At 51.9% G+C, this 15,198-nt stretch carries 14 protein-coding genes and 1 pseudogene; 8 read left to right on the top strand and 7 right to left on the bottom strand.

Features of this window, described 5'->3' with window-relative positions; translation table 11 throughout:
• Nucleotides 1-46: 46 nt before the first annotated feature.
• Together ACJ77P_RS12275 and ACJ77P_RS12270 are read right to left on the bottom strand one after the other, a co-directional pair.
• Nucleotides 47-856, bottom strand: coding sequence for a hypothetical protein (locus ACJ77P_RS12275; protein ID WP_408998392.1), 810 nt, complete (start codon nucleotides 854-856; stop codon nucleotides 47-49).
• A complete protein-coding gene (locus ACJ77P_RS12270; protein ID WP_408998391.1) occupies nucleotides 849-2,012 on the bottom strand; it encodes a tyrosine-type recombinase/integrase in 1,164 nt (387 codons plus the stop codon). The genes ACJ77P_RS12275 and ACJ77P_RS12270 overlap by 8 nt, the downstream gene beginning before the upstream one ends.
• 594 nt (nucleotides 2,013-2,606) lie before the next feature.
• Between ACJ77P_RS12270 and ACJ77P_RS12265 the strand changes: the two genes are divergently transcribed.
• The 7 genes and pseudogenes from ACJ77P_RS12265 to ACJ77P_RS12235 all read left to right on the top strand — a co-directional run bounded on the left by ACJ77P_RS12265 (nucleotide 2,607) and on the right by ACJ77P_RS12235 (nucleotide 6,909).
• Nucleotides 2,607-2,810: a hypothetical protein gene (locus ACJ77P_RS12265; protein WP_408998390.1), complete on the top strand. Its 204-nt coding sequence runs from the start codon at nucleotides 2,607-2,609 to the stop codon at nucleotides 2,808-2,810.
• Nucleotides 2,811-2,910: 100 nt separating this feature from the next.
• Entirely contained in the window at nucleotides 2,911-3,462 is a 552-nt protein-coding gene (locus ACJ77P_RS12260; protein WP_367359927.1) for a hemerythrin domain-containing protein, read from the top strand.
• Between the two features lie 159 nt (nucleotides 3,463-3,621).
• Nucleotides 3,622-4,248, top strand: coding sequence for a LysE family translocator (locus ACJ77P_RS12255; protein WP_408998389.1), 627 nt, complete (start codon nucleotides 3,622-3,624; stop codon nucleotides 4,246-4,248).
• Between the two features lie 229 nt (nucleotides 4,249-4,477).
• Nucleotides 4,478-4,753 carry a cytoplasmic protein gene (locus ACJ77P_RS12250; RefSeq protein ID WP_367359925.1) on the top strand — a complete coding sequence of 92 codons (276 nt, stop codon included), beginning with the start codon at nucleotides 4,478-4,480 and terminating at the stop codon, nucleotides 4,751-4,753.
• Nucleotides 4,754-5,059: 306 nt separating this feature from the next.
• Nucleotides 5,060-5,370, top strand: a pseudogene (locus ACJ77P_RS12245) (DUF2959 family protein).
• A 154-nt stretch (nucleotides 5,371-5,524) separates the two neighbouring features.
• Complete coding sequence (locus ACJ77P_RS12240) at nucleotides 5,525-5,908, top strand: hypothetical protein (protein WP_367359924.1); 384 nt, start codon at nucleotides 5,525-5,527, stop codon at nucleotides 5,906-5,908.
• Nucleotides 5,909-6,408: 500 nt separating this feature from the next.
• Nucleotides 6,409-6,909 (top strand): flavin reductase family protein, encoded by a 501-nt coding sequence (locus ACJ77P_RS12235; protein WP_367359923.1) that lies wholly within the window; start codon nucleotides 6,409-6,411, stop codon nucleotides 6,907-6,909.
• A 423-nt stretch (nucleotides 6,910-7,332) separates the two neighbouring features.
• On the opposite strand, the gene ACJ77P_RS12230 is transcribed toward ACJ77P_RS12235, so the two are convergent.
• On the bottom strand, nucleotides 7,333-7,908 hold the full coding sequence (locus ACJ77P_RS12230; protein WP_367359922.1) for a DUF4126 domain-containing protein: 576 nt from the start codon (nucleotides 7,906-7,908) through the stop codon (nucleotides 7,333-7,335).
• A 134-nt stretch (nucleotides 7,909-8,042) separates the two neighbouring features.
• Here ACJ77P_RS12230 and ACJ77P_RS12225 point away from each other — a divergent pair, with 134 nt between their 5' ends.
• Nucleotides 8,043-8,927, top strand: a complete 885-nt coding sequence (locus ACJ77P_RS12225; RefSeq protein ID WP_408998388.1) for a P-loop NTPase — start codon at nucleotides 8,043-8,045, stop codon at nucleotides 8,925-8,927.
• Between the two features lie 155 nt (nucleotides 8,928-9,082).
• Here ACJ77P_RS12225 and ACJ77P_RS12220 read toward each other — a convergent pair whose 3' ends face one another.
• The 4 genes from ACJ77P_RS12220 to ACJ77P_RS12205 form a co-directional block, all read right to left on the bottom strand.
• Nucleotides 9,083-11,071 (bottom strand): alpha-amylase family glycosyl hydrolase, encoded by a 1,989-nt coding sequence (locus tag ACJ77P_RS12220; protein WP_408998387.1) that lies wholly within the window; start codon nucleotides 11,069-11,071, stop codon nucleotides 9,083-9,085.
• A gap of 124 nt (nucleotides 11,072-11,195) precedes the next feature.
• Nucleotides 11,196-13,328, bottom strand: coding sequence for a hypothetical protein (locus ACJ77P_RS12215; RefSeq protein ID WP_408998386.1), 2,133 nt, complete (start codon nucleotides 13,326-13,328; stop codon nucleotides 11,196-11,198).
• Between the two features lie 517 nt (nucleotides 13,329-13,845).
• A complete protein-coding gene (locus ACJ77P_RS12210; RefSeq protein WP_367359918.1) occupies nucleotides 13,846-14,151 on the bottom strand; it encodes a hypothetical protein in 306 nt (101 codons plus the stop codon).
• Between the two features lie 175 nt (nucleotides 14,152-14,326).
• A complete protein-coding gene (locus ACJ77P_RS12205) occupies nucleotides 14,327-15,100 on the bottom strand; it encodes an ADP-ribosylglycohydrolase family protein (protein ID WP_408998385.1) in 774 nt (257 codons plus the stop codon).
• Nucleotides 15,101-15,198: the final 98 nt, after the last annotated feature.

Below are 15,198 nucleotides of genomic sequence, written 5' to 3'. Positions count from 1 at the left end.
GTCGTAACCGAAAAGAAACCAGATATCTTACAGGTATTTTTCAACATCATTTCTGGTTGCTTCCTGGAAAGTGATTATGTTCAACCTGTTTAATTAAGGATTTTGCTTTATCCCAGTAGTCATAATATTTCTCCAACACCCTCTTTTCACGGCAATTTCCCTTATCCGCAGGTATGTCAATATTGCTGATGATATTGGCCCATGGTTTTTCTGGATTCTTTTCTTTTTCGTCGTAAACCTTTAAATATAGTTCGATCTCTTCCCGAAGGCGGGTGGTTCGCGATCCAATCTTGGATTCTTTTTTCTGCTGGGTCCTCAGCCTGAGAATTTCACGTCCGATCTCGTCGGAGGTTGCTTTACTGTGAATATCGACTTTCAAATACAGATATTGCTGATTATCGGGGCTGGAAAAATAATTTCTGAACAGGTCGACCATCTCTTTTATATCTTCAAGTCCAAAGGCTTTTCTGTCCGTATGTTCCAAACTGTTTAGCAAGGATAATTGTGCAAGATTGCTGAGTGTTTTTAGGTCGTGTCTGATATTCAAAATGGTAGTTTTTGTTTTTGAAATTTGCTGCCTGCCTCTTTTCCCCCACCAATAGTCAAAATCGTTTTGATGTACATCACCCCAAAACGAATATATTTTTATAAAATCATTGATGTTTACATCATATTCTTTTTCGAAAAATTTTCTTCTTTCGCCAGCAAAATATTCCACAATTTTTTCTTGTGCAGCCACCGGAATAAATTCCTCGCCTAATTCCTTGTGGTCGGCAACTTCACAAAATATCTTATAGGCCTTACTTCTTTTTAATAATTCCCACCAAAGGCGGTAACGTATTTTTTCTTTATTCATTGAACCCCTCTCTCATCCGAATGTGAGTTCCTTTGGATTCATTAATTTCCTTCTCGAGGTTAAGGACGGCTTCTTTCTTATGGTCGGGACTCAAATGGCTGTACCGTTCGCTCATGGCAATGGATTTGTGACCCATTAGACTGGCAATCGTGTAAATTGGTGTTCCCTGGATTGCCAACCAGCTTGCAAAGGTATGCCTCAAGGAGTGAGCCACAACTTTTTGCCTTGGGTCTGCAATCCCTCTATTAAATCCCAGTTCATCCACAACACGCTCAAAAGACCGAGATATACTTATAATCTTATCCCCTTTCCGATTTTTGAACAGAAAATTCCCAGGCGAATCCGGTTTTCTTGCAAAAAGCATCTCTTTGACGGTTTCTGTCATATAGGCTTTCCGGGGGTGCTTGTTTTTTGGATCGGAAATGTGAATCAAATCATTTACGAAGTCCAAATCCTGACCCCGTAAATTAAAAATTTCACCCATACGCAACCCGCAATAGAGAGATAATATGCAAATATCATGTAGTTGTTGCGACCTCTCTTTCAGCGCGGAAAGCAGGGTATGGGCCTCATCGTGGGATAAGAACCTCTCTCTCTTATTCTGCAGTACAGGCATTTTGACTTTTTTGATCGGGTTGTCACCCTGATAAAGGCCCCATATAATGGCTTTATTGAAAACTTCACCAACAAGAACAAGAATGTGTTTTGCTGTTGCCGGGGACAAACCTTTATTTAGAATATCCTGTTTGAGTCCTTCCAAGGCAAAGGGGTGAATTTCATCTAGCCGTTTTTCGTCAAACCGGGTCAAATGTTTGTAAAGATATGAATCTGTTGTCCGACCGTTCGTTTTACTGGTATCCGCCCAGGCGAGATATTTCTCCATGACTTCCTTAAACATCGGGACCTTTTTTTTCTGCTGCGGAAGATCCTCTCCATGGCGAAGAGAACGCATCCGTTCCGCCCGAATATTGGCAGCCAGCTTGATGCTGTACCCCTCAGAAATCCAACCTATCTTTTCCCAGGTCAGTTTCCCATCGATTTTGAATGCAATGTAATAACAGATATCCGGTTTCCTGTTGTAGATTCGTGTTTCGGAAACGAGCTCGTAAACCCCTTTTTCTCGTGTTGCCTTACGTGTTGCTCCTTGTCGTGCCATGTTTTCCCTATCTACTTTTGAGGCCTTAAAAAGTGCAAAATCTCATAATCAAGTTGCCTTAACCACGGTTAAATGTTTAACCTATTGCTAACCTATTTGATGATTTCTGGTGATTCTAATTAAAAATTAGTCAAGTGATCAGCGATGGAAGTTGTATAATTTTATAGGAGATTAATGTCAAGTGATTTATAGTGATATGGTTAAAAAGTGATATATAATTGAATGGCATTCAAGAGGTCAGGGGTTCGACTCCCCTCAGCTCCACCAGAAAAATAAGGGGGCCAGGTAGACAGCTTAGCCCCCTAAATTTTTATGTGCTGTCCTGTATGCTGCCGGCAGCAATTTTTTGGTCCTTCTATCTTCATCCTTTCTCGGATTAATCGATTTTCCATTTTCTAATATGATTAAAAATTCCAGTCTGTTATAATTGGTCTAATTGAACGGCAAAATTCTCCGACAGTTAGCAAATTTGAAACCCCGGCTATCGAAGTTTTCCTCTGACCGCTTTTTTCTTCAGCCTTGGAAAAGCTGCAGAACTCCTGATGAGGCAATTGGAAAGAGAAGATTCTATTTTATCCGATCTTAAGAAAAGCGGTGGAAACAAATGAATCTCTCGAACAGATCCTTCAGGAAATGGGCATCGAGATGGAGAAACTTGGGACACAACCACTCACCATCCGTGATACCTGCATAGCGGGTGCAGCGGAGACAGATTTCAAGAAAGACTTGGACTGGCTCACTACGGCGATCGCGATGCGTCTACAAAGAGAAAACACATCCTCTACAAAGAATATCTAAAATTAAAAGATTGAACCCGGGACGCACCGGAGAATCTGTTACTCTCCCATCGAGAGAGGATGTTTTTTCAACTTCCATGATTTGAAAAAGGAGGGCGGATATGAAAGCGACACAACAATTAAGAAACGAGCATGAGGGTGTCAAGGTGATGCTCATTATTTTAGAACAGGTCTGTCGACAATTAGAGGCGGACAGGAATCTGAACGAAGAGCATTTTGATGGAATCCTGGAGTTTCTGAAAGTCTTTGTCGACAAATGCCATCACGGCAAAGAGGAAGACCTGCTGTTCCCTGCACTGACAGCCGCGGGCATTCCTGAAGATGGTCCGATTGCAGTCATGCTTCAGGAGCATGAAATGGGTAGAAATTATGTCAAGTCTTTGAGCGATTACTATGCCAAATATGTCGGCGGGGACCAATCTGCATCCAAAACCATCAGTAAAATTGCACTCGCTTACATTGCGCTGCTGAGAAATCATATCGAAAAGGAGAATGATGTTCTGTTTGTAATGGCTGATCGTCTTTTATCGGAACAAAAACAGGACGAACTCTATGAAGGTTTTGAAAGAATAGAAGAGGAGCGAATTGGTGCAGGCAAACATGAAGAATTCCATGGTCTGCTTAAGAGACTGAGCAGAATGTACTCGATCTGACCAGTATTGGAAGGCTGACAAGTGGGCACGCTTCTTTATCGTTAGAGGAGAACTATAATGGTGAAAAAGGGATTGTATCCGGCCTGCAACCTTAAAATATCAAGTTATCCGTTCAACTAACATCGATTGTTGGCGTCAGACGCCATACCGGGATGCGCCGTGGATATCAACCTTTGGTCTGCTTTTGTCCTTGCCACATCGGTCCTTCTCGTTATCCCCGGTCCGACCGTTCTCACGGTAATAAGCTATTCCTTGGCTAATGGTCGTTCCGCACATGTTCCACTCGTTGCCGCCATAGCGCTTGGCGACTGCACGTCTCTTTCCTTATCACTGCTGGGCCTCGGCCCGTTGCTGAGCACCTCGGCCTTCTGGTTCAACGTTGTCAAGATCATGGGCGGTTTGTATCTCCTTTGGCTTGGTGCAACTCTGTTCCGGTCCGGCATTTCCACGATTGCGTTGCCGTCAACTCCAGCGCCCACAACCCGCTGGCGGCTCTTTTTCAATACCTATTTGGTAACCGCACTCAACCCCAAGGGCATCGTCTTCTTTGTCGCTTTCCTGCCCCAATTCGTCAATCCTGCCATTGATGTTACATTCCAGTTATGGGTACTTGCTGTGACCTTTGTCCTTATGGCCATGGCTAACGCCACGGTATATGCCACCTTTGCTGCTACCGCTCGGCGCATACTGTCGTCCCCTCGTACACAACGCCACTTCAAACTCGCAGGAGGTTTACTGCTCTCGGCGGCCGGCGTGTGGGCGCTTCTTGCCCGTCGGGCAACGTGAGCACGCTTGTCTCTGTCCGGGACGTTCAACCGGGGGATGGGGGGACACAAGCGACACGATAGCGTGTTCGTCTTTTGTGACATCCAGGATCTGCCATAAAATCTTTTCTAAATCCTCTTTCAATGATTGACAAACAGCATAGTAATAACTTTTATTATATTGTGTGTCTTATATTAGAATAGAGCAAAGGGCACAAAAAAGACGGTTTCCGTAAACAGAAAGGCTGGACATGGAAAAACGGGAAAGGAGGTTAGAGGATATGTTGCTGAACTTAACGAAAGAACAGAAAAATTCAGTCAGAGTCACCTATAGCTCTAACCGCTTTGTCGTTAATATCGGCAAAAAAGATCCCATACTCAGAGAATATTATTCCGTGGACAATATGAGGAAGGAATTTTACGAGAATGGAATTGAAAAAGCGGATTTTGATGACAGAGCATTTTTTATGTACGAGCAGGGCGATGAATTCAGTGTGATTCATGACTCGGATGAAACACTGCACTGACCGTTCGATATCGTCTGATGATATCTGATTTTCATGCTGAAATGCCGGTCGGATACATTCGGGAGACCGGCATTTCATTTTTTGTGCGGGAGATGTTCAAGGCCCGCGATGGTTCATGCCGGCACGCCCTTTCCTCCTCGTGACATCGCTCCGGGTGACATTATCTGATCTGGCGCAGTATCGGGCCCGGGTGACATGAAAGAAACCCGTTCTGGATGGAGAAGCGCTCCTCCTCCCTGTTTGGCCCTCAAGGCCGCTCTTTCCCATTCGCCATGACGGGGTCCATGGCAAATGATTTGAAAGTGAGTGAATCCCCCGGAAAAGAAAACATTCCGTGAAAACCTTCGCAGGTCCAGCCAGCAGAAATACGATGCCACCCGGGAGAAATTTGCGGATCTGATCAAAGCCATGAAAAGGGCCGAAGCTAGGTTGGATCCGGCTCTTGTACCCTTCGCGACCAGGTGTTATTCATGAAGCACAACCTCAACGCGAAGGCCATCGTGGGGCTCAGCGGTGAAGTGGTCAATGTTCAGGCCAACGTGGACAGTCTTGTTGCGGAGATGGAGACGGCCTTCGCCCAAGCCGACCTGTTTCTTAAAACCCTGCCGTCGGAATAAGCCGAAGAGGATTTGCTCCAGTGCGGGGCATCATGCAAGGCTGAACAATCCGATTCAGAGAGCTCGAACTCAGCTGTTTTCCTGTCAGGCTGATTCCGCAGAACCGCTTGAAGATGTTCGGATGGTATGAAATTGTGAACGAAAGAGGAGCATCATGAAATTGGGTGGATTTTTAAGCACAAGCCGTTTTATTGCCGAAGAATATCTGAAGGTGAATCATGACTTTTTGAGGGCGATCATCGAAAAATTGCAGCGGGTGGACGAAGATTCAGCCGGGGAATTTCTGCGGATCGGTGACAATTATTTCATTACACCCGAAGGCCTGAAAATCTTTGTCTCGAACATGGCCGTTCCGGGAAATATGTTCTATGGCGTGGATAAAACCGCTATCGAGAGATTGTGGAATGACCTTCAGGAAATGGGCATCATTGAGCAGCGCCTTTATTTTCTCCTGAAAAAGGTGAAAGACGAGGGCCTGAGTTCGCGAAGCACGGAGATCCTTCTGCGAACAATACGAAAGTATGGGGCTGACGTTTAATCATCACCGGGGATCTGGCTGATTCCTCTTGCCGCATCTTTCATCGCACTAGCGGCCCCCAAAGGATCGGGCCGCTCAAAAAAGTCCTTCAAAAAAAGATCGGGACGGCTGTCAAATAATCATCGATGTGGGTGGCAAAAGGCCAAAATGTTGGCGAAGCGCCCCCTTTTATCCACAGCTCTATTGATAACCCTGTTGATAACCCTGTTGGCAAAGGGGATAAGTCAGCAATTCTTAGAAATATTGAACGGCTTGCATAAGAGCTGGGCAACGAAAAGGCAGTTAAAAACCACATAATATTAATGGTTTGTGTAATTCATTGGAAAATTTTACTTTTCTTTGCCCGCTGAAAACGTTATGAGAAACGGCAATTGAAAAACAGTGGTTGTCAAAGGGAAAGCACGCGTTTCAGGAAGGAAAAATTTTCATTCTGCTGAAAATTGAAGGCGTCTTCCGAAAAGTCCCAGTAACAATTTCTTCAACAGAATAAGGAACTTGAAATGATCGATGGAAATAGCGCAGGCGTTGGGGAGGACACCCTCAACAGGATCAAGAAGGGTGCATTCTTGACGGTAAAATCTGGAAATGGAGTCAATACCATGACGATTGGGTGGGCTGCCTTCGGCTTTGTCTGGAACAAACCGATCATGATGGTGGCTGTGCGGTCCAGTCGCCACACCTTTGGAATCATTGAAACCGCCCGGGATTTTACCGTGACGGTTCCGCTGGAGGACTTGCGAAAAGAACTTGCCTTCTGCGGTTCGAAATCCGGCCGGGACGTCGATAAGTTCAAGGCATGCAGCCTGGAGACGATCAGCGGGCGCCAAGTCGATTCCCCCGTCATAAAAACCAGGGGACGCCAGTATGAATGCGCGATAATCTACAAAACCGCCATGGATCCGGCCCATCTGGACAGGGAGTATGAATCATCGTTTTATCCTCAAAAGGACTACCATACCCTCTATTTCGGTGAAATACTGGCCTGCTATGAAACAGAGTGATTTTCAGCGGATGTTGAAGGGGATATCCGCCTTTTTCGCCAGGTGACAGCAGGACAGCAACGTGATTCCAATCCATGCCCCGATGATCATTCCCAACGCGAATATGACCGTGGTTCCCATGATTTTCTTCTCCTTCATCGTGATCTGAGCGACGAGCCGACCGCGTTCTTTCCCCGTCGCTGACGGGCTGTCGCCACGGGGCGGCCGTGTGCTTTTGACGGTAAATCACTCAAATCTCATGCCAACCCTTCAGGGTGCGGTGTGTTACAGGCAGGCAACCCGTGATGGATACGGTCGTTTCGCACGCCCAGGTGGGGCACGGGTAAATGTGCCGCCATGCGTGAGTATAAAATGGGGATATGCCTGAAAAACCGATGAGATATGGGAGGAGAAAAGCGTATGGCAAAGGGGGGAGGAATGCCGTTATCGTGCTGAGGACGTTCTTCTTCCGAAGAGGAGTCTGCCGGTCTTGCGGATAACAGCAATGCACAGAAGGACGAGGAGTCCGAGGCAGACGATCGGGACCACAAGGGCCAGGATGGCTATGACGATGGCTCCGACCAGTTCCAGTGTCGCGATCCAGGGATTGGCCGCTCCCGCCGTAGAGAGGGATGATTTTAAGCGGAGTGCGACCATGGATCCTTGAACCAGGCCGGCGATTCCGCCACCGGCCATAATCGCCAGCGTCCATTTCAGAAAGGGGGAGATTTCCGTTACCATGGAAGCCGTGGTGACCGTACCGGCGATGACGGCGGCGGGTGTTGCGATGGTGTCCAGGATGGAATCGAACCAGGGGATATAATAGCCGATGATTTCCGCGACGGTTGCTGTTGCGAAAGCCAGCGTCGCATAGGGGGTGCCGATCCAGGCAAATTCGGGAGAAGGGTGAATGTGGCCGCCCAGGATCGCCAGGTTCATCGCAAGCAGGGGAACAAAAACCCGAAAGCCGCATGCGGCGCTAAGCCCTATACCAACCGCTATTCCCAGTAGTGTTTCCATCGTTTTCCTATAAAAAATTCCGTACCGGATTGCTCAAATTATCAGGACGTTTTCGTAAAATCAAGAAGGTTAAAAACGATCACTTTGTGATATAGAGATCAGATTCACTCAAGCAAAAAAGGAGAATAAGGATTATGGGTTCTTGTGATTCATGTGGTTCAGGAAATACACCGGGAGGAACGGGGTGCCCCGTGTCGGGAAATCAGCAGAATCCCGCCGCACAGAATACCCCCGAAGATGACAAGCTCAAAAAGAGCATGGAGCGTGTTGCTCACAAAATTCTGGTTCTCTCAGGAAAGGGCGGCGTCGGGAAAAGCACCGTGGCCGTCAATCTGGCGGTTGCCCTGGCCCTCGAAGGAAAGCGGGTTGGGCTGCTGGACGTGGATTTTCACGGCCCCAGCATTCCCAAGCTCCTTGCCCTGGAGGACCGCAAGCCGGAGGTGGTCGGTGATGCCATGCTTCCCGTTTCAATGGACTACGGCATGAAGGTCATGTCCCTGGGGTTTCTTTTGAACCGGAAGGATGATGCGGTGATCTGGCGCGGGCCGATGAAGTACGGAGCGATCAAGCAACTGCTTACCGATGTCCACTGGGGCGACCTGGATTATCTGGTCATCGATTTCCCCCCGGGTACGGGAGATGAGCCGCTTTCCGTCGCGCAGTTGATTCCCGATGCGGACGGCGCGGTCGTGGTGACGACGCCTCAGGATGTCTCGACGATCGATGTCAGCAAATCCGTAACGTTTTGCCGGCACCTCAAAATTCCTGTCCTGGGCATTGTTGAAAACATGAGTGGCCTGATCTGTCCACACTGTTCGAAGCTTATTGAACTGTTCAAACAGGGAGGCGGTGAGGAAATGGCCAAACGGATGGATGTGCCCTTTCTGGGGCGGATTCCCATTGATCCCAAGATCGTGCAATCATCGGATGAAGGGCGCCCCTTTATCTTCCACCATAAGGACACGGAGGCTGCCGCTGCATTCCGCCAGGTGGTCCAGCCGCTGCTCAAGCTCGGATAAGGTCCGAAAAAATCCGGTGCGTGTCCGGGGGATTGCCCGAAAATCCCCCGGACATTAACTCTCCCGAGCATGGACGGACGATGATTCCGCTCCAACCCCAGCCGGTCTGGAACATTGGCGGCGCACCCCACTGGAGAAAATTCCATGGCGCTGCATCATGCCGCGCCATGCCACTTCAAGCCGACGGATTCGATCGCCGAACGGTTGGCCAGTACCATAACTTCCGAAGGGCCGAGCAGCCACTGATCAAGGCAGACGACAAGGCCGTGATTCGATGGGCTGCAGCTCACCCAGGCGCTGTTCTGCATCGCTTCCGGGGCTTCGGGGTCCGTATTGGAGACAACCTGCAACCCCTCCTGTGACAGGCTGCCGTCAACGACAACCCGCCCGCCGCGCCGTTCGACCCCGTTCGGGTTGATCACCACCAGCATCTCCTGGTCGTCAAAGATGCGTGACCAGGCAATGATCTGGCCTGCATCCGGGAATGCAAAGGGACGGTCCAGATACGAAATCCGACGAGGGTACTGCCTTCCCCGCCGCAGAGGAATAAAGGCCCGGCGCAGGCGGGTAAGCTCGGCCATCCGCCTGTAAATGGGATGATCTGTATTGAAAACATGATATCCGGCGGTGCCGTGCGGGCCGAAGCCGATCTGGCCGGGGTCGATTTCCCCCTGCACTCCGTCCCATCCTGAAGCCAGAGGATGCTCCGGTCCGAACATGGCTTCACGCAAAAGGCAGTCATGGCCGCCCCAGTCGAGGTATCTGCGCTCTTGCGGTTCGGCTCCTCCGGCCAGGCCCTGTTCCATTCCATAATAAAAGCAGGGAATACCCAGTGTGAAAAGCTGCATGGCAGCGACCGCCGCCGCCTGGTGATCGTTCGGCGCATCCGCGGCCAGCCTCACCTTGGCGCCGAAGACATGGTCGTGGTCATTGCTGATGCTCAGGTGATGAGAACCCCAGTTGCGGTGCGATCCCATCCCCTGGTCATAGTAGTTGAAGCCGCCAAAGAAGTCCGACGCTTTTGCCAGCCCCTTGCCGACATTGCATAGAATCTCCCGTTGTTCGCCGATATCGAGACATGCATTGAGGTTGCGCCCGGCAATGTCCAGGTAGCGGTCCTGCGCCGAACTGCCCCCAGCGACCTCGGCAACAAGCAGAAAGTCATCTTTCCCGAGAATCTCGGCATACTCCCTGATGGCATTGCAGAAATTCCTGGCCTGTTCAAGTGTCACATGCTTGAGGGTGTCGATTCGGAATCCGTCGACGTCTGCGAGGGCGATCCAGTAGTGATATGCAAGCACCAGCGCCGAAAGCGTCTCGCCAGCAAAGAGATTGAACTTGCGCAGTCTTTGGAAATCGGTTCGCTTATGCTCCGCAGATTCGTCGTTGATGTCGCCTTCACCGAGACGGCCTTTCCCCGCCCGGAGATAGCGATCGCGGCCCTGCAGATCGGTGGGCCATACGTAGTCGTCTTCTCCCAGTTTCTGCTCGGGGTCCGTAATGGCCCAGCCGTATCCGTTGCGCGGCCAGAGGGTGCCGTAGCTGCCCCAGGCAAGGTATGGAGGTTCGAAGGCGTTTCCAGAAGAGCTGTCATAGAGCCAGTTACAGCCGGAATGGTTGAAGATGACGTCAAGAACGACGCGCATCCTGTATTGTTCCGAATGTGCCGCATGGACCAGTTCCACGAGGTCTCGCCGGGTTCCGAAACGCGGGTCGATATCGAGAAAGTTCTGGATTCCATAGCCGTGGTAGCTGTCCTCTTCGATGCGCTGGCGGAAGACCGGTGCGATCCAGAGGGTTGTGATGCCAAGGTCTGCCAGATAGTCCAGCTTCGAGCGTATCCCTGCCAGAGTTCCCCCCTGAAAACGGTTCGCCCCGGAAAACTGCCATTTGTCCCAGCGCCACTCCGCGCCTCGCAAGGCCCGGATCCGGGAGATCCCCTCGGGGGCGCTCAGGTCGATGTCCAGAAGACGGTCGGGCGCTTCCTGGCCGTTGGAAAACCGGTCGGGAAGGAGAAAGTAGAAGATTTCATCCCGCCAGTCATTCGGGGACGGTTCATAACGGTCCCTCACCGGCCAGTCAGCCAGGGCTTCGGCTAAACTGCGGGGCGGGGCCTTGTCGAGAATGTCATTGAGGTCAGCCATGATGCACCTCCGGCGAATTCTGCCCTGAACGCTTTCAGGGACAGTCCGCTTCAAAAGGCCGGGGCGGAACGGCCGTTGTCGTCCCGCCCCGGCGGCGTCTGGGAAAGGCGTCCCTTCCGGATCCTTACGGGCATTTTTCGATGGCAATCGCCTTGATCTGCTCCCGGTAATAGATGAAGCGTCGCCCATCTCTTACGTGGGAATAGGCCCAGAGTTTGAGGGCAAAGGCACAGGTGCTGTCGAGGCCGGCAAGCATTCCCGTCCCAGGTGCGGGAGCCGCCGTGCCTCCCGATACGGGCTGGTTGATGCTGCCTGGCAGACCGTTGTTGGAGGCGCCGCTGGCAAGATAATGGACGGTGGGATTGACTCCCTTGGTGTAGTAAAGACCCCACGAGCGAAGCCGGTTGTTTTCCTGCGACACCTGCGCCTGGAAGGTGAGGGACAGGGCAGGGGTCCACGGAATGACACCGCATTCGTTAATGACCGCGGGAATGACGAGCTCCAGATTCGGCGCCTTGTTGTCCAGGGTGATGACAAGGTCGCAGCGGTCAAGCATGGGCGGCAGCACGGCCGGCGGTACGACGGTGCCGTCCCGGTAGTCCACGCCCAGCGCCGAGGTAAGTTTGGCGCCGTTTTCGTCGAACACCTCCAGCCTCAACACGAATTTTCCAGTGTCCTCTTCGGCCAGCAGGCTTTTCCAGGTTCCGATCCAGTCCGGGTTGTACCAGTAGTAATCGCTGAAATTGCGCACTTCATAGAGAGCCGGGATGCCATTGACGGTTTTTGGGCCCAGGGAATGCGATTCGCTGAAGAGGGTTGCCTTTGAGACGCGCGTATCCCCCAGTGGCGTGGTGATGGGGCTGAATTCGCTGCTTCCCTCTCTTGCATAGGAGAGGCGGTAATAGCGCACCGGGATGCCGGTGGACAGGGCGTCGCCGAACTGGCCATAGACCAGCAGGCTGCCTCCGTAGGCGACGTTGCTCAACGGAGCCTCATTGTAAAGGCCGCTGATCTGGTTGATTTTGTAAACCTCATCGTCGCCGATGCGCGTAAAGAACACCGGGGATCCCTCCGGCGGATCATAGCAGTTGCCGTTGCCGCAGATGACCTCTTCGTTGTCGAGATAGAGGTCGATATGGGCATTGTTGACATTCCAGCGGGTGCTGGTGTAGGGATCAAGGTAAATGACCGTCGGTACGCCGTCGATGACCTGCGTCGCCTTGATGATGATGTCCGGGCGGGCGTCGAAGCGCAGCCGGCCGTTGCGGATGTGGAAGGGCCACCATCTGAAGCAGCAGTTGAAAAAGCCGTCGCAGTCCGTCGTGGTCTCACACACCTCCGCCCTGCTGTAAAAGCAGAACGGAAAGATTTGCCACGGCGGGATCTTGGAGGTCAGTGTCAATCGTTCCAGCCGGGCTGCGATGCTGCTGTCCATGAGGCGCGCTTCGCCCACGCGGGTAAAGGCGGGCTGCGATGCCGAAAAGGCGGCTTCGGCCAGGGCGGGGGTTGCCTTCAGGGAACTGGCTGGAGCCAATGACGGGAGGTCCGGCGGTTCGGGCTGGGGGCCAAGGCTGGCCAATCGCGGCCGCAAGGCGCCGATGTCGCCGGCCAGCGTTGAAGCAGCTCCCAGATTCAGCTCCGGTGAAGGATCGGGTCCGGGGAAGGGCTTTACCAGAATGGGAGGCTCCCTGAGCAGATCGGGAATGCGAATCACCGGTCTATCCAGGAGCAGTTCCCACCACTTGCGCAGCGGCGGCCAGAAGCAGTTCTCGCGGTCCACGTCGAAGATCTCAACCTTCACAAAGGGGACGGGACAGACGGTCGTAACCCCGTCGGAGCTACTGACCTTGCGGATGTGTCCGGAAATGCAGATTCGGATCGGCCACCAGGGAAGCCATAGTTCCAGCGGCAGGATGGCATTGTACTGGAGGCGGTACTGCTGTGTCCCTTCGGCCTTCCATTCCGCGGCTGCGAAGGATCTCCTGAAGGCGCTGGAGCGACGGATCTCTTTTGCCATGCCTGACGGACCGATCATGAGGTCCACATCGGCAGGCTGTGACAGCTTCACGGCAACCCTGTAGACTCCTTTCTCATTCAGATCGGCACTCCCCAGCAGGGATCCGGCCTTGTCGAAGACATAGGCGGCCAGCTTCAGCTCCCCCGGCTGGCACTCGGGCTGCTCGCGTGAGATCTGCCCATCGATAAGAAAGCTCCTGATTTTTCTGGACCCAGTCGTCTGACTTTTCTCATTTGCCATGTCCTACCTCCTTATTCCTTTCCTGCTTCAATAGGGTTGTTTTGTTGGGTGCTGGGTTTAAAAATGAGGACGTGACCGCTGTTACTTTGCCAAACCAGGCCTCTGCGGTGTTTGAAGCAACGATTCGACGAAGCTGATGTGTGATGAACTGTGAGTCTATATGAGAAGGCGGCTACGCAGAAACTGTCCGTTGAATAGCGGCTAATTTAGTCAAAAAGGATTCTTAAGACATGCGTTCCGAGCTGGCAGATTTACCTTCCCAGCCTGACATTCAACTAATTGTGGAATGAAATGAAAGATAATTCAACACAGATAGACTACGGAATTTATCCCAGTTAAATCCTGTTACGCCGTTCTGCCTTCCAGGCGGGGAACTTAGCCGTATCCCGTTCCGCGTTCTTCGATGACGGCTATGGCGGGAAAAGAGCCGCCCCGGATTTCAGAGCATTGAAGCAGAGAACCGGCCCGGGAATGAAACGATGCATTTTTTTTCGCTTCAATCCCGGGTGGTCGGAGTCTATTCAGCTTCTCCCACGGGTTCGGCCGACGTTCCCAAAAAACCGCGTCCCTGTGCGAAGTACACATTAATGGGTTTTTCATTGCGGAGAACATCGAGGACGCTTTGGAACATGGCCGAGGGGAGATGCATCCTGATGATCCCTCCGGTATCCGAGTCCGCCTCAAAAAACATGCCGGGATCATTGAACCTGATCCAGGCCAGGGTTTTCCCCGCCGCGTCGTTCAACTGAATCTGTGCGCGGTTTGTCTGATAGCCATCCGGTCCTCCGTAAAATAAAACGCTGTAACTTGAAACTGCTGGCATGTCCTGATCCTCCTTGATATGAATTTGAGCGGTTCCTGCATTGACCGTTCCAGCCAGCCGCCCGCCGTGCCGCAACGGTGATACGCTTGAGCCTTGGGCTGCATCCAACTTCTGCCGACGGCTGCGAGAACCCAAAACGGACGAACTGACGCCTGCTCCGCCCGGCTCTATCCCATCAGGTGTCCATAAATGTTCTGTCGAACCTGTCGATGATTTCCAAGAACTCCGTGGGCAGTCTCTTCCGGACTTCCCCGACGATTTCCCGGGAAATCACCTTGTAAAATGCCTGTGAAATTCCGCCGGCAATACAGGCGATCGTATCGCTGTCTCCGCCTAGTGAGATCGCTTTGCGAATGGCGTCTTCATAATCTTCTGAATCAAGAAAGGAGAGAATGGCTTCCGGAACGGAACCCTGGCAGGAGACATCGAACCTGTAGACCGGTCGGATGTCCTCAACGGTCCGTTTCAGGTTGTAACCGAACCGCTCGCCGATTTCCTTCCGGATGTCCTCTTTGCTTTTTCCCCCTCGAGCGAGAAAAACGGCCAAAGCGGCAGCCTGCGCCCCCTTGATCCCCTCTGGATGGTTGTGGGAGACTTCAGCGCTTTTCCGGGCTTCCGCCAGCACGGCTTCCACCGTGGGGAAAGCGAATCCGATCGGGCTGGCCCGCATGGCTGAGCCGTTTCCCCAGCTGTTGTAAGGTCTGATCTCCGGGGAAAAAAGCCACTTCATAAAATCCCGGCCGTACCCGGCATCGGGGTATCTTCGACCGAAAGATTTCATCGAATCCCCATAATCCGCCGAACGGAGGATGGCATCGGCAACCGCCACAGTCATCACCGTATCGTCGGTAAAGCGGGAGTGCGTCTGGAACAGCGGAATGTTCATTGTTTTCATGCGGCTGTGCTCATAAGCGGAGCCGATGACATCCCCTGCGATGGCGCCGAGCATGGTTCCCATCCTTTCCGGCTCTGAGCCTGGATTCTGATTCCTTCCGACTGATGAGCGGCCAATCCAGCCCGATGGTTCCGTTCATGGATTCTGCCGAG

This window comes from Syntrophus buswellii, assembly GCF_046097065.1.
Taxonomy (GTDB): domain Bacteria; phylum Desulfobacterota; class Syntrophia; order Syntrophales; family Syntrophaceae; genus Syntrophus; species Syntrophus buswellii.
The sequence above is the reverse complement of the archived record's forward strand: the minus strand, read 5'-3'. Positions and strand labels throughout refer to the sequence as shown.

Excerpts from the sequence above, each read along its gene's own strand:
- ACJ77P_RS12275 (WP_408998392.1), bottom strand. The coding sequence starts at position 856 with ATGAATAAAGAAAAAATACGTTACCGCCTTTGGTGGGAATTATTAAAA.
- ACJ77P_RS12220 (WP_408998387.1), bottom strand. The coding sequence starts at position 11,071 with ATGGCTGACCTCAATGACATTCTCGACAAGGCCCCGCCCCGCAGTTTA.
- ACJ77P_RS12235 (WP_367359923.1), top strand. The coding sequence starts at position 6,409 with ATGATCGATGGAAATAGCGCAGGCGTTGGGGAGGACACCCTCAACAGG.
- ACJ77P_RS12240 (WP_367359924.1), top strand. The coding sequence starts at position 5,525 with ATGAAATTGGGTGGATTTTTAAGCACAAGCCGTTTTATTGCCGAAGAA.
- ACJ77P_RS12205 (WP_408998385.1), bottom strand. The coding sequence starts at position 15,100 with ATGCTCGGCGCCATCGCAGGGGATGTCATCGGCTCCGCTTATGAGCAC.
- ACJ77P_RS12230 (WP_367359922.1), bottom strand. The coding sequence starts at position 7,908 with ATGGAAACACTACTGGGAATAGCGGTTGGTATAGGGCTTAGCGCCGCA.
- ACJ77P_RS12250 (WP_367359925.1), top strand. The coding sequence starts at position 4,478 with ATGGAAAAACGGGAAAGGAGGTTAGAGGATATGTTGCTGAACTTAACG.
- ACJ77P_RS12210 (WP_367359918.1), bottom strand. The coding sequence starts at position 14,151 with ATGCCAGCAGTTTCAAGTTACAGCGTTTTATTTTACGGAGGACCGGAT.
- ACJ77P_RS12260 (WP_367359927.1), top strand. The coding sequence starts at position 2,911 with ATGAAAGCGACACAACAATTAAGAAACGAGCATGAGGGTGTCAAGGTG.
- ACJ77P_RS12270 (WP_408998391.1), bottom strand. The coding sequence starts at position 2,012 with ATGGCACGACAAGGAGCAACACGTAAGGCAACACGAGAAAAAGGGGTT.
- ACJ77P_RS12225 (WP_408998388.1), top strand. The coding sequence starts at position 8,043 with ATGGGTTCTTGTGATTCATGTGGTTCAGGAAATACACCGGGAGGAACG.
- ACJ77P_RS12215 (WP_408998386.1), bottom strand. The coding sequence starts at position 13,328 with ATGGCAAATGAGAAAAGTCAGACGACTGGGTCCAGAAAAATCAGGAGC.